The sequence below is a fragment of the Pseudomonas sp. GL_090 genome, from assembly GCF_057837765.1.
On sequence record NZ_CM174452.1, the window covers coordinates 5,418,029 to 5,438,129 of the forward strand.

The 20,101-nt window shown below is 57.1% G+C and carries 13 protein-coding genes, 2 tRNA genes and 3 rRNA genes; 3 read left to right on the forward strand and 15 right to left on the reverse strand.

Annotated features, from left to right (window positions below):
* On the reverse strand, nucleotides 1-453 hold the full coding sequence (rimI, locus tag AC3ITA_RS24445; RefSeq protein WP_007978046.1) for a ribosomal protein S18-alanine N-acetyltransferase: 453 nt from the start codon (nucleotides 451-453) through the stop codon (nucleotides 1-3).
* Complete coding sequence (locus tag AC3ITA_RS24450) at nucleotides 446-1,192, reverse strand: energy transducer TonB (RefSeq protein ID WP_414928626.1); 747 nt, start codon at nucleotides 1,190-1,192, stop codon at nucleotides 446-448. The genes rimI and AC3ITA_RS24450 overlap by 8 nt, the downstream gene beginning before the upstream one ends.
* A 219-nt stretch (nucleotides 1,193-1,411) precedes the next feature.
* On the opposite strand from AC3ITA_RS24450, the gene mksB reads away from it, so the two are divergent.
* From mksB to mksF, 3 genes are read left to right on the forward strand one after another with little or no spacing between them, the layout of a single operon-like run.
* Entirely contained in the window at nucleotides 1,412-2,689 is a 1,278-nt protein-coding gene (mksB, locus tag AC3ITA_RS24455) for an Mks condensin complex protein MksB (RefSeq protein ID WP_172435383.1), read from the forward strand.
* Nucleotides 2,679-3,380, forward strand: a complete 702-nt coding sequence (gene mksE / locus AC3ITA_RS24460; protein ID WP_095945253.1) for an Mks condensin complex protein MksE — start codon at nucleotides 2,679-2,681, stop codon at nucleotides 3,378-3,380. Before mksB ends, mksE begins: the two co-directional genes overlap by 11 nt.
* On the forward strand, nucleotides 3,377-6,217 hold the full coding sequence (gene mksF / locus AC3ITA_RS24465) for an Mks condensin complex protein MksF (RefSeq protein WP_095945252.1): 2,841 nt from the start codon (nucleotides 3,377-3,379) through the stop codon (nucleotides 6,215-6,217). Before mksE ends, mksF begins: the two co-directional genes overlap by 4 nt.
* A gap of 189 nt (nucleotides 6,218-6,406) precedes the next feature.
* Here mksF and AC3ITA_RS24470 read toward each other — a convergent pair whose 3' ends face one another.
* The 13 genes from AC3ITA_RS24470 to ilvN all read right to left on the reverse strand — a co-directional run bounded on the left by AC3ITA_RS24470 (nucleotide 6,407) and on the right by ilvN (nucleotide 20,099).
* Entirely contained in the window at nucleotides 6,407-8,710 is a 2,304-nt protein-coding gene (locus AC3ITA_RS24470) for a PqiB family protein (protein WP_095945251.1), read from the reverse strand.
* Nucleotides 8,703-9,326, reverse strand: a complete 624-nt coding sequence (locus tag AC3ITA_RS24475; protein ID WP_095945250.1) for a paraquat-inducible protein A — start codon at nucleotides 9,324-9,326, stop codon at nucleotides 8,703-8,705. Before AC3ITA_RS24475 ends, AC3ITA_RS24470 begins: the two co-directional genes overlap by 8 nt.
* Nucleotides 9,313-9,972 carry a paraquat-inducible protein A gene (locus tag AC3ITA_RS24480; RefSeq protein ID WP_095945249.1) on the reverse strand — a complete coding sequence of 220 codons (660 nt, stop codon included), beginning with the start codon at nucleotides 9,970-9,972 and terminating at the stop codon, nucleotides 9,313-9,315. Before AC3ITA_RS24480 ends, AC3ITA_RS24475 begins: the two co-directional genes overlap by 14 nt.
* Nucleotides 9,973-10,120: 148 nt before the next feature.
* A 5S ribosomal RNA gene (rrf, locus tag AC3ITA_RS24485) occupies nucleotides 10,121-10,236 on the reverse strand.
* Between the two features lie 159 nt (nucleotides 10,237-10,395).
* A 23S ribosomal RNA gene (locus AC3ITA_RS24490) occupies nucleotides 10,396-13,289 on the reverse strand.
* Nucleotides 13,290-13,530: 241 nt separating this feature from the next.
* A tRNA-Ala gene (locus AC3ITA_RS24495) sits at nucleotides 13,531-13,606 on the reverse strand.
* Nucleotides 13,607-13,615: 9 nt separating this feature from the next.
* Nucleotides 13,616-13,692, reverse strand: a tRNA-Ile gene (locus AC3ITA_RS24500).
* A gap of 122 nt (nucleotides 13,693-13,814) precedes the next feature.
* Nucleotides 13,815-15,351 (reverse strand): 16S ribosomal RNA (locus AC3ITA_RS24505).
* The 16S, 23S and 5S rRNA genes sit together here with 2 tRNA genes alongside, the layout of an rRNA operon.
* Before the next feature lie 497 nt (nucleotides 15,352-15,848).
* Nucleotides 15,849-16,469 (reverse strand): protein-methionine-sulfoxide reductase heme-binding subunit MsrQ, encoded by a 621-nt coding sequence (gene msrQ / locus AC3ITA_RS24510; RefSeq protein ID WP_095945495.1) that lies wholly within the window; start codon nucleotides 16,467-16,469, stop codon nucleotides 15,849-15,851.
* Nucleotides 16,469-17,482 carry a protein-methionine-sulfoxide reductase catalytic subunit MsrP gene (msrP, locus tag AC3ITA_RS24515; RefSeq protein ID WP_095945496.1) on the reverse strand — a complete coding sequence of 338 codons (1,014 nt, stop codon included), beginning with the start codon at nucleotides 17,480-17,482 and terminating at the stop codon, nucleotides 16,469-16,471. Before msrP ends, msrQ begins: the two co-directional genes overlap by 1 nt.
* A gap of 63 nt (nucleotides 17,483-17,545) precedes the next feature.
* Nucleotides 17,546-18,403, reverse strand: a complete 858-nt coding sequence (gene pssA, locus AC3ITA_RS24520) for a CDP-diacylglycerol--serine O-phosphatidyltransferase (protein ID WP_150672732.1) — start codon at nucleotides 18,401-18,403, stop codon at nucleotides 17,546-17,548.
* A 142-nt stretch (nucleotides 18,404-18,545) separates the two neighbouring features.
* Complete coding sequence (gene ilvC, locus AC3ITA_RS24525; RefSeq protein WP_003228216.1) at nucleotides 18,546-19,562, reverse strand: ketol-acid reductoisomerase; 1,017 nt, start codon at nucleotides 19,560-19,562, stop codon at nucleotides 18,546-18,548.
* Between the two features lie 45 nt (nucleotides 19,563-19,607).
* A complete protein-coding gene (gene ilvN, locus AC3ITA_RS24530) occupies nucleotides 19,608-20,099 on the reverse strand; it encodes an acetolactate synthase small subunit (protein ID WP_003176102.1) in 492 nt (163 codons plus the stop codon).
* Nucleotides 20,100-20,101 lie beyond the last annotated feature (2 nt).

Here is a 20,101-nt window from a genome sequence, read left to right on the forward strand (position 1 = left end):
TCAATCCACCAAAGTACAGGCCATGACCACCGCATCTTCGCGCCCGCCCACCGCCGGGTAGTAATCCCGACGCCGTCCGATCTCGTTGAAACCATAACGCTCATACAGCTTGAACGCCGCGGTATTGCTGTCGCGCACTTCCAGGAAGCACTCCCGGGCGTCGGCCTTGTAAGCGATCGACATCAAATGCTCAAGCAAGGTCAGCCCCAGGCCGCGGCCCTGGTTTTCCGGCTTGACCGTGATGTTCAGCAGGTGCGCCTCGTCGAGGATGATCTGCACCACACCGTGGCCGACCTGCTGCTGACCTTCGAACATCAGCCAGATCTGATACTTGCCCAGGCCATCGAGGAAAATCCCGCGGGTCCAGGGGTGGCTGTAGGCCGCGTATTCGATTTTCAGTACGGTTTCCAGGTCCGCCTCGGTCATCGGGCGAAACGATACAGCGTCACTCATTCGATTCTTTCCAGCGCGCCATCAGCCGACGCATGGCTTGCCAGACATCAGCTTTACGCTGTGGCTCTTCCATTAATAATTCCAGGCCCGGCACTGCCCAGGCCGAGCCCAGGCCTTCGATCTGCAACTCGCGATTGAACGCCTCGGCATCCGCCTCGCCGGCAAATCGCACCGCAGGCAGGCCGATCAGCCACAAGCAGGCGCAGGGCGTTTCTTCCATGCGCACCGAGAGAAAACCTTGCACGAAGTCGCGGGCCGCTTCCGGGCCCTGATCCATCGTGCCACGCACCAACAGCGGCCAACGCACCGGCTCACCGACGATCTGCGGGCTGTCCGGCAGACCGGCGGCGCGCAGCATGTCCTTGAGCAGCAGGTAGGCCGGATCGCGAGTCTGGAAGGATTCGCCTGTGGGTAACTCCACCAGCAGCAGGCAACGCCCGGCCCGCAGCAATTGCAGGGCGAAACGCGGCGGCGGCACGACCGGCGCCTTGACCACGACCGGAGCCTCTTCGGCCTCTTCCACCGGTTTGGCCCCGGTGCGCGTGCTCGCCAACGATGGTCGCGGTACTTCGATCTTCGCCCGCTCGGCCGGCTTGACCACAGGCGCCACGGGCGCCTGAGCCACAACAGCGGGCACGACAGGCGCGACTACCACCGGCTCGGGGATCTCCAGCAGCTCGGGCCGCGACGGCGCGGCAAAGGGCAATTCGGTGCGCGGCAGCCAGTTGACCACCTGCATGGCGGCCAGATAAGCGCGACGACGGGACTCGATAAGCAAAGGTCGGCCACTTGTGGATAACTAAAGTGCGCTGATTCTACCGCCGTTCGCTCAAGATCGCCCGCAGTTGATCGATGCACTTTACCGAAAAGAAGGCGACAGTCCGTCCCGGGATTGAATCGCATTGCCCCCGATGCAGTACAATCGCGGCTTTTAATCGCCAACCAGCCGGCCATTCCGATGATCGAACCCAAGCGCGTCTTGCGCGCCCTCGCTGAACACTGGGCACTTCTGGAGCCACTGTGCGAGCACTTCGACCAAGGCACACTGAGCCTGAACGAACTGCGCACGCAACTGGCCGCCCAGCAACTCGACAGTACGCCGCAGGACATCACCAGCCTGCTGGATGTGTGGATTCGCCTCGATATCCTGGTTCCCGTGGCCAAAAGCCCGAACCGTTTCGAGCTCAACGCGCAGATTCACGACTTCCTCGCCTACCTGCGTCGTGAACACCGCCTGGGCCTGTGCCTGGAAATCGAAGCCTACCTGCGTCACCTCGAGCGCCTGGCCGGTTATATCCAGGACGCGTTCGATATTCGCGACGGCAATGACCTGGCCCGCCAGTTGCGCCTGCTCGACATGCGCGTGCGTGACGTGCTGAAAAAACTCGATAACGACGAACAGGCCCTGGTGGCCGTCGCCGAACGGGCGAAAACCAGCGACCGGCAGATTCCGTTGCGCCAGCGTTACGCTGAAGTGCTGGCGACCTGGGACGAATACGTCGAGCCGATGATTGATCTGGTGAACGCCGACGGCGCCTTCGAACAAGGCGTGCGCAAGGTCGAAACCGTACTGCTGAAGATGCTCAGCGAACAGCAGCGTCTCGGCCACCTGGTCGACGACGACATGCTGCTGCGCACCCACGCGCGCATCCTCGAAATGCAGACCAGCGCCCAACTGACCCTGCGTCACGCCCGCGAGCTGCTGCTGCCGCTGCGTGAAGAAGCGCGCCGGCACAACGCCGTGACCCGTGGCGCCGCATTGGCCTTGTCGATGATCCGCCGCAAGGGCATCGACGCCGTGCCACAGGCGGCGATGCCGATGTTCACCCGTCCGCAGAGTACCTTCCTCGGCAGCGCCAGCCAGGTCGAAGCCTACGTCTACGCCTTGGCCCGCTTCGAGCCCAAACCTGCACGCTTCCCCAAGGCGCACAAGACCCAGAAAGGCGAAGCGCCACGAGCGCCACGCACCGTTCGGGAAATGCTCGAACGCTGCGAAGACGCCCTGCCGATGCCGGACCTGATGACCTGGCTGCTGGAGCAGGAGCCGGACGGCGCCACCGACGAATTGCTGTACTGGTTCTCGCGCCTGTCGCGGGAGAAACGCTTCAAGCGCGAGCGTCTGGAACGTCGCCAATACCATACTCACGAGCACCAGGTCAGCCTGCGCTCCTTCGCCCTGCTCTCGGTCAGTAACACCGCCGCCGAGGATTCTGCGAGCACTCCTTATGCATCTTGATCTATCCGAACTGTCCCATCTGGCACCGATCTTTCGCGAGCTGTTCAAGGGTTACCACGTCAGCCGCCGCGATCCGGAACTGTACGCACAGTTGTCGAACTTTCAGGACCAATACCGCACGCTGTTCAAGGCCCTGGGCTTTGAACTGGTCTGCGATACCCGCGGTTTCTACTACTTCGTACCAGACCTCGCGGCGGCGGCGGTGAACAAGACCGCCCAGCGTCTGGCGCTGTTCACCTTCATCCTCGTCGAGCACCTGGCCGACCAGGGCCGCGACCCGATCTCCGTGCTCGATGGCGGCAGCCTCGGCCGCGATGAGCTGCCGTCGTTGCTGGAAAAGTACCGCGACCTGTTCATCCAGGCCGAAGTGCAGACCCAGGACGAGCTGGAAGAAAAGATCATGCGCCGCATGACGCAACTCGGTTTCGCCAGCGAAGAAAACGGTGTCTACCGCTTCCTGCCGCCAATGCACCGCTTCCTTGATGTGTGCCTGTCGGTGCAACAGGACCGCGACCTGGCCGCCAGCCTGCACAGCGTCCTGCCGTTGCCGGTGCCGGTACTGATCGACGAAGACAGCGACGAAAAACTGCTGCAGACCGACGATCCGCTCGACCTCGCAGAATTTGAAGACGAAAGCGAAGAAGACGCCCTGGCCCGCGCCATCGCCGAAGAACAGGAGCTCGACGCATGAGCAAGGAACGTTACGGCATCCGCCGCTTTGCCCTTTTGAACACCGCCGGCTACAGCCTCGGCCTGTTTCCGCTGGAAGAGCCGCTGTCGGTATACGGCGCGAACAACCTCGGTAAATCCGCCTCGATCAACGCCTTGCAGTTCCCGATCCTGGCGCGCATGTCGGACATGAGTTTCGGCAAGTACAGCCTGGAACAATCCCGGCGCTTCTACTTCGCCTCGGACACCAGTTACATCCTGGTGGAAGTGAACCTGCCCCACGGCCCCCACGTGATCGGTGTGGTCGGCCGCGGCCCGGGTGGCGGCTTCGGTCATCAGTTCTTTGCCTATGCCGGCAAACTGGACCTGGCCCACTACCAGAAAAACGACACCTGCCTGCGCCAGAAAGAACTGTTCACCAACCTTGAGCGCGAAGGCCTGAAAGCCTACGAACTCAAGCCGGACGAATTGCGCCGTTTGCTGGTCGGTGGTCACACCTCGATCCCGCTGGACCTGACGCTGATTCCATTGCGTTCCACCAGCGAGCAGAGCCTGAAGACCTTCCGCGCCCTGTTCATCAACCTGCTGCACATGCGCGAAATCACCGCGGCCAAGCTCAAGCAGCTGTTCCTCGATGCCTTCGAGCACAGCCTGCGTTCCGGCAGCGTCGATTACATTGCCGCGTGCGAAGAGGCGTTCCGCGATGTACGACGCATGGAGCAGGACTACAACTCGCTGGTCGCCGCCGGCCCGCTGGTCGAAGCTCTGGCCAACGGTGTGAAACAACGCGACATCCTGCGCGGCAAGCTGCACCGGATCTCGCCCCTGCTCGATTCGCTGCTGGGCACCTGGTCGGACTACGCCAGTGCGCGCAAGGAAGAGCTGACCATTCAGGCCGAGCACTACCGCAACGAACAGGACGCCCTGCAAAACGATCAGCGTGGTGGCACTCAGGAACTGATGCGCCTGGAGCGGGAAATCACCGGCATCCAGCGTTGGCTCGGCGAATTGTCGGTGCTCAAGCATCGCTTTGCCCTGGTCGATGACGTCAAGGTGCTGGAGCAACAGCTGCTCGCCGCCAAGGATGCCCATGACGAACTGGCCGGTGCATTGGCCCAGTCCCGTCAGTTCAGCGCCGAAGATCTGGAAGAGCGTCTGCGCGATCTGGAAAAACGCCTGAAGTCGGTCAGGCAGCAACTCGATCACGCCGACAACAACAGCTACGCCCGTCTGCGCGAAGAATTCTCGCAGCAGGACGTCGAGCGCCTGATGCGCCTGTTCAACAGCGCCCTGTTCAGTCTGCCGCTTGGCGAACACGGTATCACCCTCGACGAGAACGGCGACTGGGTGAAGTCCGTGGAACTGATCCTCGACGGCTTCAAAGGCGAACGCTTCGAAGTGCCGGGCCTGTCCATCGACATCTCCCACATCGAGCCGCCAGCGTTGCAGGCCCTGGCTGACCGCGCGGCGTTGCGCGACCAGAAGGAACGCCTGGACAAAGAACTCAAGCAACTGAAGACCCAGCAGGCCGTGGCCGCCGACCGCGCCGCGAGCAAGACCCAGACCGAAGCGCTGTACCAGCAAGTGCTGGATGCGCAGAAAGCCCTGGAAGACTTCCGCCGCGCGCAAACCCTGAGCGCCGAGGAAGGCGACAAACTGGAACAGTTGGCGCAGATGGAAGCCGCTCAGGACGAATTGAAGCGTTCCAGCGATGCCTTCACCGAGCGCGTCCAGCAACTGTCGGCCAAGCTGCAACTGGTCGGCCGCCAGATCGGCGACATGGAAGCCAAGCAACGCACTCTCGACGACGCCCTGCGCCGCCGTCAGTTGTTGCCGACAGACCTGCCATTCGGCACGCCGTTCATGGACCCGATCGACGATTCCATGGACAACCTGCTGCCGCTGCTCAATGACTATCAGGACAGCTGGCAAGGCCTGCTGCGCGCCGATGGTCAGATCGAAGCGCTGTACGCTCAGGTGCGCCTCAAGGGCGTGGCCAAGTTCGACAGCGAAGACGATATGGAGCGCCGCCTGTCACTGCTGATCAATGCGTACGCGCACCGCACCGACGAAGCTCTGACGCTGGGCAAGGCCCGTCGTGCAGCCGTGACCGACATCGCCCGGACCTTGCGCAACATCCGCAGCGACTACGACAGCCTCGAACACCAGCTGGCACTGTTCAACCGAGAGATCAACAAACGTCAGGTCTCCAACCTGCAAAGCTTCCGCATCGTGCTCGCGCCGAACAAGGAAGCGCTCAAGCACATCGACCAGATCATCCACAGCGCCGGTCAGTACGAAGAAGGCGAAACCCTGTCGGTCTTCGACCTCAGCCAAAGCGCCGAGCAGGACAACAAAAACGAAGAGGCCAAGGAATACCTGGCACGGCTGGTGGCGGCCAACCACAACCAGCTCGGCCTCAAGGACCTGTTCGAACTGGCGTTCGAGATCACCAAGGTCAACGGCCAACCGGTGATCCACACCGACATCGACGGCGCCGCTTCCAACGGCACCACCATGACCATCAAAGCGCTGACCAACATGTACTTGTTGCTGCACTTGATGGACCGTGACCAGGCCGGTCGTGTGCGCCTGCCGTACTACCTCGACGAAGCGGCGGACATCGATGAGAAGAACCAGGCCGCCTTGCTGGAAACCAGCCTGCAACTGGGCTTCGTGCCGATCCTGGCCAGCGTGAAGCCGCAGGTCTGCGCCAGTGTCGCCATCGACCTGGAAGGCGGCAGCGGCCCGGCCGGCATCTACATCGATGAGGCGGACTGGAAGTACATCCGTCGTCACGATCAGGTGAAGGCGACGGTCAACGAACAAGCGGATGAACCGGAGCTGGATGCGGTCTGAGGCTTGAATCGAAGGTAATGAAAAAGGCCGCGGTCCATTGGATCGCGGCCTTTTTTATCAACTTGTTTTTAGCCTTTCAGTGCGTTTGAAGGCCCCTTCGCGAGCAGGCTCCCACTTTAGATCGGCGTAAACGCAATCCATTGTGGGAGCGAGCCTGCTCGCGAAGACGGCAGCACAAGCACCATCAAACTATTTGCCGAGCGAAATCTTCGGCGCCCAGCCCAGCCATTCCTCTTCGAACTTGTCGAACAGCGCGAACGTCTGCTCGGGTCGCGCCGGGCTGCCCATGCGATCGCCGTCCGGCGTGGCAAAGGCGACACCGCCCTGAATCATCGTTTCCAGGGATTCAGTGCGCACCGTTGCACCTTTGAACAGACCGACATCGAAGTCGAAACCGCTGGTGTTCCAGAACCTTGTACCGCTGCGTACCAGTGGCGCGTACTTCGGCTCGATCAGGATATGGATCAGGACGCGATCAGCGGTCTGGCCCAGCTCATAACCGGTCACCTTGCCCACGGTGATTTCACGATACGTCACTGGCACGCCGGCCTTGAGCGAACCACGACGGGCCGCGCTCAACACCAGACTCAATCCCGCTTCCTGCTTTGCAGTTTCGGGAGCTGCGGCCAAAGCGACAAAGTTCTTCTGCGGTCCCAGGTTCTTCGGCGCCGGTTGCACCTCGATGTATTGCCCGGTCACCAGGGTTTCGAGGTTAGACGTCTTGATCAGGCCCAGCTCAGGCTTGACCACCCAGAACTGACTGCCGACCCGGGCGATGCGCTCCGGCACTTCGGTAATCCGCGCGGTCAGCAGCACCGATTGCAGATCGTCACTCAGGTCAACGTCCTCGATCTTGCCGACATCCAGGCCCTTGAAGCGAATCGGCGTACCCGTGCGCAAACCATCGGCGCGGTCGACCTTGATGGTGATCACCTCGCCCTTTTGCGTGGCGTCGTCACGGCTGGCGAACAAGCGGAAACGCGGAATACGTTTCTGTAGCGGCGCCTTGGCTTCCGGTGTTTCAAACGCAATACCACCGGCCATCAAGCTTTGCAGCGATTCACTTTTGACTTGAACCCCACCGGTCAGTCCGCCCGTGAGCGTGATCCCGCTGGCATTCCAGAAGCGCGTCGAGGCGTTGACCAGATCCTCGTATTCCTTCTCAATGTGCACACCGATGATCAACTGCTTTTTGGTGCGCGAGAACTGATAGCTCTGTACCGAACCGACCTTGACCTGCTTGTACAGAACCGGGCTGCCGACTTCCAGCGAACCGAGATTTTCCGTGAACAACACCAGGTGCAGGCCGGGTGCACGCAGATCCAGCGGCGGCGCCTTGGCCCGTGCCGCAAACTCCCGTTGTGGTGCCGAACCCTTGTCGCCAGGCCGCACAGCGATGTAGTTGCCTTTGACCAACGCTTCGAGGCCGGTAATACCCGCCAGGGAAATAGACGGTTTGACCACCCAGAACTGTGTGCCCTCGACCAGATAATCCTCGGCCAGCGGATCCATCGTCAATTCGGCGGTGGCGCCGGACAGATCTGGATCGACCTTCAGCGCCTTGAGATTGCCGACCTGAATGCCTTTGTACATCACCGGCGTACGTCCAGCCTGCAAGCCTTCGAAGTCGCTGAGTTTGACCTTGACCCGGATACCGGCCGCCGCTGCATCGAAGTCTTCATACAGCCTGAATGGCAGGCTCGGGTCGGTAGGCGGGCTGTCCTTGCGGTTTTCCGGGGTGGCAAACGCAATACCACCGGCGACAATGCTGGCCAGGGATTCACTGCGAACCTTCACACCCGACAGATTAGCGTCGATGCTGATGCCACTGGCGTTCCAGAAACGCGTGTGTTTGCGCACCAGCTTGGCGTAGGTCGGCTCAATGAAGACCTTGAGCTCGACGGTGCTCTGGTCCTCGGACAACACATAGCTTTTGATCTGGCCCACTTTGATCTGTTTGTAGAACACCGGACTGCCACGGTTCAGCGAGCCCAGGCGGTCGGCCTTGATGGTCAAGTGCAGACCGGGCTGGGCATCGGAGAGCGGCGGTTCCTCGGCCAGGGCCTTGAACTTGCGCACGGGCTCGCCTTCCCCCGGGCTGATGGCGACATAGTTGCCTGAAACCAGCGTCTCAAGACCGGTAATCCCTGCCAGCGTCACGCTCGGCTTGACCAGCCAGAAACGTGTGCTGGTTCGCAAGTATTGCTCAACGTCCTTGTTCATTTCGATGCTGGCGATCACGCCTTTGGAGCTGCCTTCGTCATCGAGCTTGAGGCTTTTGACCTTGCCGACCGACATGCCTTTATAGACAACTTCGGTCTTGTTGGCCTGAATGCCCTCGCCGCTCTCAAATCGTACCTGAATCTGGATACCGGTCTCGCTATAGGCACGCCAGCCGAGCCAGCCGCCGATGATCAAGGCGATCAGGGGCAACACCCAAATGGCAGACCAGTTCGAAGCCGGTCGGGTTTTCGCTACAGGCAAATCAGTCATGGTCGTCGTCCGACTCCGTGTTATCCCAAATCAGTCGGGGATCAAAAGTTACCGCGGCAAGCATCGTCAGAATCACCACCGTGGCGAAAGCGATGGCGCCAAGATTGGCTTCGATGCTGGCAAGCCGTCCAAAATTCACGACCGCCACGAGGATGGCGATCACAAAGATATCGAGCATCGACCAGCGGCCGATGAATTCAATGAAACGGTACATCCAGATGCGCTGGCGAGCCGAAAGGGGCTGACGGCGCTGCACGGAAAACAGCAGCAGGGCGATGCCCACCAGCTTGAAGGTGGGCACCAGGATACTGGCGATAAACACCACGGCCGCTATGGGGAACATGCCGTAGTGCACCAACTCGATCACTCCCGCCATGATCGTGCTGGGCGCACCTTTGCCCAGGGAGTTCACGGTCATGATCGGCAACAAGTTGGCCGGTATGTAAAGAATGGCGGCGGTAATCAGCAATGCCCAGGTGCGCACCAGGCTATTCGGGCTGCGGGCATGCACCAGCGCACCGCAGCGCGTACAGACTTGCTCATCGGTATCAGCTTCCTGTCTGTTCAATTCATGACATTCCTTGCAAATCAGAATGCCTGCATCAATCGCCCGCATGCGCATCTTCTCCTGATAACGCTTGCCAGATCTGGTGAGGCGACATTACGACCTCCAGCCAGACTTGAATCAGCAACAAACCAATGAAGCACGCCAGGCCGAGGCCTACGGTGATGGCTGCCATATCTGCCAGTTTTACGATCGCCACCAGTACGCCCATGAAGTAAACCTCGAGCATCCCCCATTCGCGTATATGGTGATAAATGCGATAGAGCAACAAGCCGTAGCTGCGTCCGACATCGAAACGGATACTCAACAATACGGCCAGTTGGCACAGCAGTTTGAGCAGCGGGATCCCCATGCTGCACAGGAACACAATCACTGAAACGCTTTGCATGCCCGTGTCAAAAAGGGCGACAACGCCGCTCCAGACCGTGTCTTGCGAAGATTGGCCGAGTAGATGGAGCTGCATGATGGGTAAAAAGTTCGCCGGAATAAACAACAACAAGGCGGCGATGACCAGGGCAAGACTGCGCTGTACGACGTTGTACCGATTGGCATAAAGCTCGTAGCCACAGCGCGGGCACAGGGCTTTTTCGCCATGGGCGAGTTCTGGTTTACGCATGAGCAAGTCGCACTCATGACAGGCAACCAGATTTTCTAGTGGTAATTCTGACAGCCCTTGGGCGTCAACCGGCTCCGGCATAAGCGCTCTGACTCTGAAAAAGTTGGACCTATTCTAGTGTCCCGGGACAAAAATAACTGCGCCAATTTGTGCTTGATTGATCGTGCTTTTTTCTACGCCAAAAACAAAACCCCTACCTGCATACGCAGATAGGGGTTTCGGAATTTAATCTTGACGATGACCTACTCTCACATGGGGAAACCCCACACTACCATCGGCGATGCATCGTTTCACTGCTGAGTTCGGGATGGGATCAGGTGGTTCCAACGCTCTATGGTCGTCAAGAAATTCGGGTACCGAGTCGTGGCCGGTTGGCCGCGCTTCAGCAAATTGGGTATGTGACAGCTAGGTGTTTTGTGAGCATCTCGAACTTTCGGTTCGTTTCGTCTTCACACACCGCAATCTGATGCTTCCTTCGAAGTAAGCAAATTGCTTGGGTGTTATATGGTCAAGCCTCACGGGCAATTAGTATTGGTTAGCTCAACGCCTCACAGCGCTTACACACCCAACCTATCAACGTCGTAGTCTTCGACGGCCCTTCAGGGGACTCAAGGTCCCAGTGAGATCTCATCTTGAGGCAAGTTTCCCGCTTAGATGCTTTCAGCGGTTATCTTTTCCGAACATAGCTACCCGGCAATGCCACTGGCGTGACAACCGGAACACCAGAGGTTCGTCCACTCCGGTCCTCTCGTACTAGGAGCAGCCCCTCTCAAATCTCAAACGTCCACGGCAGATAGGGACCGAACTGTCTCACGACGTTCTAAACCCAGCTCGCGTACCACTTTAAATGGCGAACAGCCATACCCTTGGGACCGGCTTCAGCCCCAGGATGTGATGAGCCGACATCGAGGTGCCAAACACCGCCGTCGATATGAACTCTTGGGCGGTATCAGCCTGTTATCCCCGGAGTACCTTTTATCCGTTGAGCGATGGCCCTTCCATACAGAACCACCGGATCACTAAGACCTACTTTCGTACCTGCTCGACGTGTCTGTCTCGCAGTCAAGCGCGCTTTTGCCTTTATACTCTACGACCGATTTCCGACCGGTCTGAGCGCACCTTCGTACTCCTCCGTTACTCTTTAGGAGGAGACCGCCCCAGTCAAACTACCCACCATACACTGTCCTCGATCCGGATAACGGACCTGAGTTAGAACCTCAAAGTTGCCAGGGTGGTATTTCAAGGTTGGCTCCACGCGAACTGGCGTCCACGCTTCAAAGCCTCCCACCTATCCTACACAAGCAAATTCAAAGTCCAGTGCAAAGCTATAGTAAAGGTTCACGGGGTCTTTCCGTCTAGCCGCGGATACACTGCATCTTCACAGCGATTTCAATTTCACTGAGTCTCGGGTGGAGACAGCGCCGCCATCGTTACGCCATTCGTGCAGGTCGGAACTTACCCGACAAGGAATTTCGCTACCTTAGGACCGTTATAGTTACGGCCGCCGTTTACCGGGGCTTCGATCAAGAGCTTCGCGTTAGCTAACCCCATCAATTAACCTTCCGGCACCGGGCAGGCGTCACACCCTATACGTCCACTTTCGTGTTTGCAGAGTGCTGTGTTTTTAATAAACAGTCGCAGCGGCCTGGTATCTTCGACCGGCGTGGGCTTACGGAGCAAGTCCTTCACCCTCACCGGCGCACCTTCTCCCGAAGTTACGGTGCCATTTTGCCTAGTTCCTTCACCCGAGTTCTCTCAAGCGCCTTGGTATTCTCTACCCAACCACCTGTGTCGGTTTGGGGTACGGTTCCTGGTTACCTGAAGCTTAGAAGCTTTTCTTGGAAGCATGGCATCAACCACTTCGTGTTCCAAAGGAACACTCGTCATCAGCTCTCGGCCTTAGAATCCCGGATTTACCTAAGATTCCAGCCTACCACCTTAAACTTGGACAACCAACGCCAAGCTGGCCTAGCCTTCTCCGTCCCTCCATCGCAATAACCAGAAGTACAGGAATATTAACCTGTTTTCCATCGACTACGCTTTTCAGCCTCGCCTTAGGGACCGACTAACCCTGCGTCGATTAACGTTGCGCAGGAAACCTTGGTCTTTCGGCGTGGGTGTTTTTCACACCCATTGTCGTTACTCATGTCAGCATTCGCACTTCTGATACCTCCAGCAAGCTTCTCAACTCACCTTCACAGGCTTACAGAACGCTCCTCTACCGCATCATCCGAAGATGATACCCGTAGCTTCGGTGTATGGTTTGAGCCCCGTTACATCTTCCGCGCAGGCCGACTCGACTAGTGAGCTATTACGCTTTCTTTAAAGGGTGGCTGCTTCTAAGCCAACCTCCTAGCTGTCTAAGCCTTCCCACATCGTTTCCCACTTAACCATAACTTTGGGACCTTAGCTGACGGTCTGGGTTGTTTCCCTTTTCACGACGGACGTTAGCACCCGCCGTGTGTCTCCCATGCTCGGCACTTGTAGGTATTCGGAGTTTGCATCGGTTTGGTAAGTCGGGATGACCCCCTAGCCGAAACAGTGCTCTACCCCCTACAGTGATACATGAGGCGCTACCTAAATAGCTTTCGAGGAGAACCAGCTATCTCCGAGCTTGATTAGCCTTTCACTCCGATCCACAGGTCATCCGCTAACTTTTCAACGGTAGTCGGTTCGGTCCTCCAGTCAGTGTTACCTAACCTTCAACCTGCCCATGGATAGATCGCCCGGTTTCGGGTCTATTCCCAGCGACTAGACGCCCTATTAAGACTCGCTTTCGCTACGCCTCCCCTATTCGGTTAAGCTCGCCACTGAAAATAAGTCGCTGACCCATTATACAAAAGGTACGCAGTCACCCAACAAAGTGGGCTCCCACTGCTTGTACGCATACGGTTTCAGGATCTATTTCACTCCCCTCTCCGGGGTTCTTTTCGCCTTTCCCTCACGGTACTAGTTCACTATCGGTCAGTCAGTAGTATTTAGCCTTGGAGGATGGTCCCCCCATATTCAGACAAAGTTTCTCGTGCTCCGTCCTACTCGATTTCATTGATAAGAGATTTTCGCGTACAGGGCTATCACCCACTATGGCCGCACTTTCCAGAGCGTTCCGCTAATCTCAAATCAACTTAAGGGCTAGTCCCCGTTCGCTCGCCACTACTAAGGGAATCTCGGTTGATTTCTTTTCCTCAGGGTACTTAGATGTTTCAGTTCCCCTGGTTCGCCTCTTGCACCTATGTATTCAGTACAAGATAACCATCTTATGATGGCTGGGTTCCCCCATTCAGACATCTCCGGATCAAAGTCTGTTTGCCGACTCCCCGAAGCTTTTCGCAGGCTACCACGTCTTTCATCGCCTCTGACTGCCAAGGCATCCACCGTATGCGCTTCTTCACTTGACCATATAACCCCAAGCAATCTGGTTATACTATGAAGACGACATTCGCCGAAAATTCGATTGAGCTCCTAAGAGCAACTCACAAATTTTACCTTAGCCTGATCCGTTACCAGTGAAAGTAACGTTCAGTCTATCTTTCTATCACATACCCAAATTTTTAAAGAACGATCTAATCAAAAGACTAGAAATCAATATTCACGCTGGAATATTCATTTCTAAACTCTCAAACGCTTCGAAGCAGTTAATGGTGGAGCCAAACGGGATCGAACCGTTGACCTCCTGCGTGCAAGGCAGGCGCTCTCCCAGCTGAGCTATGGCCCCATACAAAATTGGTGGGTCTGGGCAGATTCGAACTGCCGACCTCACCCTTATCAGGGGTGCGCTCTAACCAACTGAGCTACAGACCCAATTTCGAGCGCGTAACTGTTAGCTTGGAGCTATCAGCTTGGAGCTTAAAGCTGCTTCTATCGTCTTCTTCAATGAATCAAGCAATTCGTGTGGGAACTTATGGAGCAGCTGAGTCGTCGATTAAGGAGGTGATCCAGCCGCAGGTTCCCCTACGGCTACCTTGTTACGACTTCACCCCAGTCATGAATCACACCGTGGTAACCGTCCTCCCGAAGGTTAGACTAGCTACTTCTGGTGCAACCCACTCCCATGGTGTGACGGGCGGTGTGTACAAGGCCCGGGAACGTATTCACCGCGACATTCTGATTCGCGATTACTAGCGATTCCGACTTCACGCAGTCGAGTTGCAGACTGCGATCCGGACTACGATCGGTTTTATGGGATTAGCTCCACCTCGCGGCTTGGCAACCCTCTGTACCGACCATTGTAGCACGTGTGTAGCCCAGGCCGTAAGGGCCATGATGACTTGACGTCATCCCCACCTTCCTCCGGTTTGTCACCGGCAGTCTCCTTAGAGTGCCCACCATTACGTGCTGGTAACTAAGGACAAGGGTTGCGCTCGTTACGGGACTTAACCCAACATCTCACGACACGAGCTGACGACAGCCATGCAGCACCTGTCTCAATGCTCCCGAAGGCACCAATCCATCTCTGGAAAGTTCATTGGATGTCAAGGCCTGGTAAGGTTCTTCGCGTTGCTTCGAATTAAACCACATGCTCCACCGCTTGTGCGGGCCCCCGTCAATTCATTTGAGTTTTAACCTTGCGGCCGTACTCCCCAGGCGGTCAACTTAATGCGTTAGCTGCGCCACTAAGAGCTCAAGGCTCCCAACGGCTAGTTGACATCGTTTACGGCGTGGACTACCAGGGTATCTAATCCTGTTTGCTCCCCACGCTTTCGCACCTCAGTGTCAGTATCAGTCCAGGTGGTCGCCTTCGCCACTGGTGTTCCTTCCTATATCTACGCATTTCACCGCTACACAGGAAATTCCACCACCCTCTACCATACTCTAGCTTGTCAGTTTTGAATGCAGTTCCCAGGTTGAGCCCGGGGCTTTCACATCCAACTTAACAAACCACCTACGCGCGCTTTACGCCCAGTAATTCCGATTAACGCTTGCACCCTCTGTATTACCGCGGCTGCTGGCACAGAGTTAGCCGGTGCTTATTCTGTCGGTAACGTCAAAACACTAACGTATTAGGTTAATGCCCTTCCTCCCAACTTAAAGTGCTTTACAATCCGAAGACCTTCTTCACACACGCGGCATGGCTGGATCAGGCTTTCGCCCATTGTCCAATATTCCCCACTGCTGCCTCCCGTAGGAGTCTGGACCGTGTCTCAGTTCCAGTGTGACTGATCATCCTCTCAGACCAGTTACGGATCGTCGCCTTGGTGAGCCATTACCTCACCAACTAGCTAATCCGACCTAGGCTCATCTGATAGCGCAAGGCCCGAAGGTCCCCTGCTTTCTCCCGTAGGACGTATGCGGTATTAGCGTTCCTTTCGAAACGTTGTCCCCCACTACCAGGCAGATTCCTAGGCATTACTCACCCGTCCGCCGCTGAATTCAGGAGCAAGCTCCTGTCATCCGCTCGACTTGCATGTGTTAGGCCTGCCGCCAGCGTTCAATCTGAGCCATGATCAAACTCTTCAGTTCAAACATCTTTGGGTTTTGAGAAAACCCTAAACTTGGCTCAGCAATCGTTGGTTACATCTTTGATTTCTCGCGGAGTAACTTGTGATGCTGATAATCTGTTGACTAGCAGTCTGACTCCACAAGCACCCACACGAATTGCTTGATTCAGTTGTTAAAGAGCGGTTGGTTAAGATCTTTCGTCTCAACCGAGGCGCGCATTCTACAGCAGCCTCATTTGCTGTCAAGTGATTATTTTCAGAAGTTTTCAAAGTTTCGCTTGGAAATCCTTAACAACTTCAACCACTTGCGCTTCAGATCTCTCGTCAGCGGGAGGCGAATTCTACAGCGTTACACGCTGCTGTCAACACCTCTTTTTCAACTCCCTTTCGGCTTCGATGAACTGAAGCAACCTGCTGCCGAAAACTGCGTAACTCGTTGTTTACCAAGGAGTTTTCCGTTTCGACTGCGCCGGAAGTGGGGCGAATTATAGACATCTGAAATCTGCCGTCAACAGCTATTTACGCCTTTTTGGCAGAAGAGCCCTTTTTAGCCATCAGACGCGGGATTCGACGAGCCAAAGGCGGTAGCCGCAGCACTAACAGCAACGCACCTATAGAGGCATAGATCACCCACTCCTTCAGGTCGGCGCGCACAATCCAGAGCATATGCAGCAATCCAAGCCCGAGAATGACATACGCCAGGCGATGCAACTTCTTCCAGCCGGCCCTCAATCGTCGCTGACTGTATCGATTGGAAGTCACCGCCAATGCCAGCAAACCAAGAAAACCCAACACCCCGACAATAATGTAAGGCCGCTTGCGCAACTCGACACCCAACTGCGACCAGTCAAAGCCAAGTATGAATGCGCAATAACTACCGAGATGGAGCAGCACATAGGTAAAGCACCACAACCCCAACTGTCGCCGCACGGCATTCCACCCCGCCCAACCGGTGAGTTTCTGCAAAGGGGTCATGCTCAAGGTTACAAGCAGCAGAACAAGCGCCCCCAAACCCAGTCGATCAACCAGCACCTTGCCCGGATCCGGCCCAAGGACATCCTCCCAGGCCTGGTACAACCACAGCAGCGGCCACACCAGCACCACGACAAAGAGACCGATACGCCAAAACGGATAGCGCATCAGTAGTTCTTCCTCAAGTCGAGCCCCGTATATAGAGAGGCGACTTCCTCTGAATAGCCATTGAACATCTGCGTGTCACGCACATTCGGCTTGAACAGACCACTGGGCAGGCGGCGTTCACGCGCCTGAGTCCAGCGAGGATGATCAACGGCGGGATTCACGTTCGCATAAAAACCATATTCATCCGCAGCGATGCTCTGCCAGGTGGTTTTCGGCTGCTCGCTGACCAGACTGATGCGCACGATGGACTTGATGCTCTTGAAGCCATATTTCCAGGGCACCACCAAACGCAACGGCGCGCCGTTTTGATTAGGCAACTCACGCCCGTACATGCCCACCGCAAGAATCGCCAACGGGTTCATCGCCTCATCCAGACGCAGCCCCTCTATATATGGCCAGTCGATCAAGGCAAAACCGGAGCGTTGACCCGGCATGCTCTTGGGATCCTGCAGGGTTTCGAAGCGGATGAATCTGGCTTTAGAGGTTGGCTCGACTTCCTTGAGCAAGGCCGAGAGGGGAAAACCGATCCAGGGAATGACCATCGACCAGGCCTCCACGCAGCGCAGTCGGTAGATTCGCTCCTCCAGCTGATACGGTTTCATGAAGTCTTCCAGCGCATACCGACCGGGCTTGCCCACCTCCCCGTCCACCACCACCGACCACGGTTCCGTCTTCAGCGTGCCGGCATTGGCGGCCGGATCACCTTTTTCGGTGCCGAACTCGTAAAAGTTGTTGTAGTGGGTCGCATCCTTGAACGGGGTGATCGCCTCATCCTTGACGACAACCGCCCCCCACTTGACCGAGGAAAGCTTTTCGCTGAACCAGGAAGGCGCCTTGCCAGGCTCGACGCCCGCATAACGCGCCACATCGTCGGCAGCCGCCCACCGAGGAAGGCCGCTCACGGCCAAACCGGCAACAGCAACACCCAATACATTGCGTCGAGAAAGGTAGATGGATTCAGGCGTGACATCCGACTCATGGCAGTCGGATGCTTTAGGGACTTTGATCAGCATGGCTACTCCGCAGCATTGGAGAACAGATGCACCAACAGACTGCGGAGTATGAGGGAAATTACATCACTCGACGCTTTTACGCCGACGAAGATGTAACAGGTATTGAACCGGGCCGGACGCGGCATAGGCGAGGAAGACCAGCAGCAGAATGCGTGGCGGATCACTGAAAACAACCGCAAACACCAACACTACCGCGAGAATCGCCACGAAAGGCACTCGCCCCTTCAGGTCCAGCTCCTTGAAGCTGTTGTACTTGATGTTGCTGACCATCAGCATGCCGGCCGCCGCCACCATCAGCGCAACCAGGAAAGACATCTTGGAACCCTGGATGCCGTAGTCGCTGAACGCCCAGACGATACCTGCAACCACACCCGCAGCGGCGGGACTGGCCAGACCGATGAAGTAGCGCTTGTCAGCGGTGCCGACCTGGGTGTTGAAGCGCGCGAGACGCAATGCCGCGCCCGCCACATAGATGAAGGCGACCATCCAGCCAACCTTGCCCATGTCACCCAAGGCCCAGCCGAAGGCCAGCAATGCCGGGGCAACACCAAAGGCAACCATGTCCGACAGCGAGTCGTACTCGGCACCAAAGGCGCTCTGGGTATTGGTCATGCGGGCCACGCGCCCGTCAAGACCATCGAGCACCATGGCGACGAAGATCGCGATGGCCGCGAATGCGAAATACTTGCTCGCATTGGCCGAGTCACCGGCACTCAAGGCCGCCTGAGCGCTCATCGAGTTGATGATGGAATAGAACCCTGCGAACAGGTTCGCAGTGGTGAACAGATTCGGCAGAAGATAGATACCACGATGCCGGACTTTACGACCTTCGGCGTCATGCCCTTCTTCGACATGCTCATCGATGGGCAGCAGGCTTTCGGCGTCAGAAGGCTGGTTTGGCTCTTCGGGGCGTTCGCTCATGGACATTACCTTGCAACGGGTGGAAAGTTTGGACAGGTGTCTGGGACGAGGGTTCGGCCGCAAACGATGCAGCTTTATACCAGAACCGGCCCCCAAACGAAAAAACGCGGCCTAAGCCGCGTTTTTCGTACAAGCACGTGACTTAGTTTTTGGCTTTGTCGACGATCTTGTTGGCACCGATCCACGGCATCATGGAGCGCAGTTGCTCGCCGATGATTTCGATACCGTGAGCGGCGTTGTTACGACGCTTGGCGGTCATCGAAGGATAGCCGGTAGCGCCTTCGCTGATGAACATCTTGGCGTATTCGCCGTCCTGAATACGTTTCAGGGCGTTGCGCATTGCCTGACGGGATTCGGCGTTGATGACTTCAGGGCCGGTCACGTACTCGCCGTATTCGGCGTTGTTGGAGATCGAGTAGTTCATGTTGGCGATACCGCCTTCGTACATGAGGTCAACGATCAGCTTCAGTTCGTGCAGGCACTCGAAGTAGGCCATTTCCGGCGCATAGCCAGCTTCAACCAGGGTTTCGAAACCGGCCTTGACCAGTTCAACGGTACCGCCACACAGAACGGCTTGTTCACCGAACAGGTCGGTTTCGGTCTCGTCCTTGAAGGTGGTTTCGATGATGCCGGTACGACCGCCGCCAACACCGGCAGCGTAGGACAGAGCGACGTTCTTGGCGTTGCCCGAGGCGTCCTGGTAGATAGCGATCAGGTCAGGGATACCGCCGCCCTTCACGAACTCGGAACGTACGGTGTGGCCTGGAGCCTTCGGCGCGATCATGATCACGTCGAGGTCAGCGCGCGGTACAACCTGGTTGTAGTGAATCGCGAAACCGTGGGAGAAGGCCAGGGTGGCGCCCTTCTTGATGTTCGGCTCGATTTCGTTCTTGTACAGGGAGGACTGGAACTCGTCCGGGGTCAGGATCATGACCAGGTCGGCAGCTGCAACGGCAGAAGCAACGTCGGTCACTTTCAGGCCATGGGCTTCAGCCTTGGCAACGGTAGCCGAACCTTTACGCAGGCCGACAGTCACGTCAACGCCGGAGTCTTTCAGGTTGCACGCTTGAGCGTGGCCCTGGGAACCGTAACCGATGATGGCTACTTTCTTGCCCTGGATGATCGACAGGTCGCAGTCTTTATCGTAGAAAACTTTCATGAATTTCCCCTATATCAGGCCGTTCAGGCCGTTCGCTAATTTGGTTTAGATGCTGAGTACTTTGTCGCCGCGGGCAATGCCGGTCACGCCGCTACGGACGGTTTCCAGAATCGAGGCGGTGCCGATGGACTGAATGAAGCTGTCGAGCTTGTCGCTGGTACCGGTCAGCTGAACGGTATACACGCTGGCGCTGACATCGACGATCTGTCCACGGTAAATATCGGTAGTGCGCTTGATCTCGGCACGCTGGGCGCCGGTGGCCTTGACCTTGACCAGCATCAGTTCGCGCTCGATGTGAGCACTCTCCGACAGGTCGACCAGTTTTACCACTTCGATCAGCTTGTTCAGGTTCTTGGTGATCTGCTCGATGACCTCATCGTGACCAACCGTGGTCAGCGTCAGACGCGACAGGGTCGGGTCTTCGGTCGGGGCCACGGTCAGGCTTTCGATGTTGTAGTTGCGCTGCGAGAACAGGCCAACCACACGAGACAGAGCGCCGGGTTCGTTTTCCAGAAGCAAGGAAATAATGTGCCGCATGA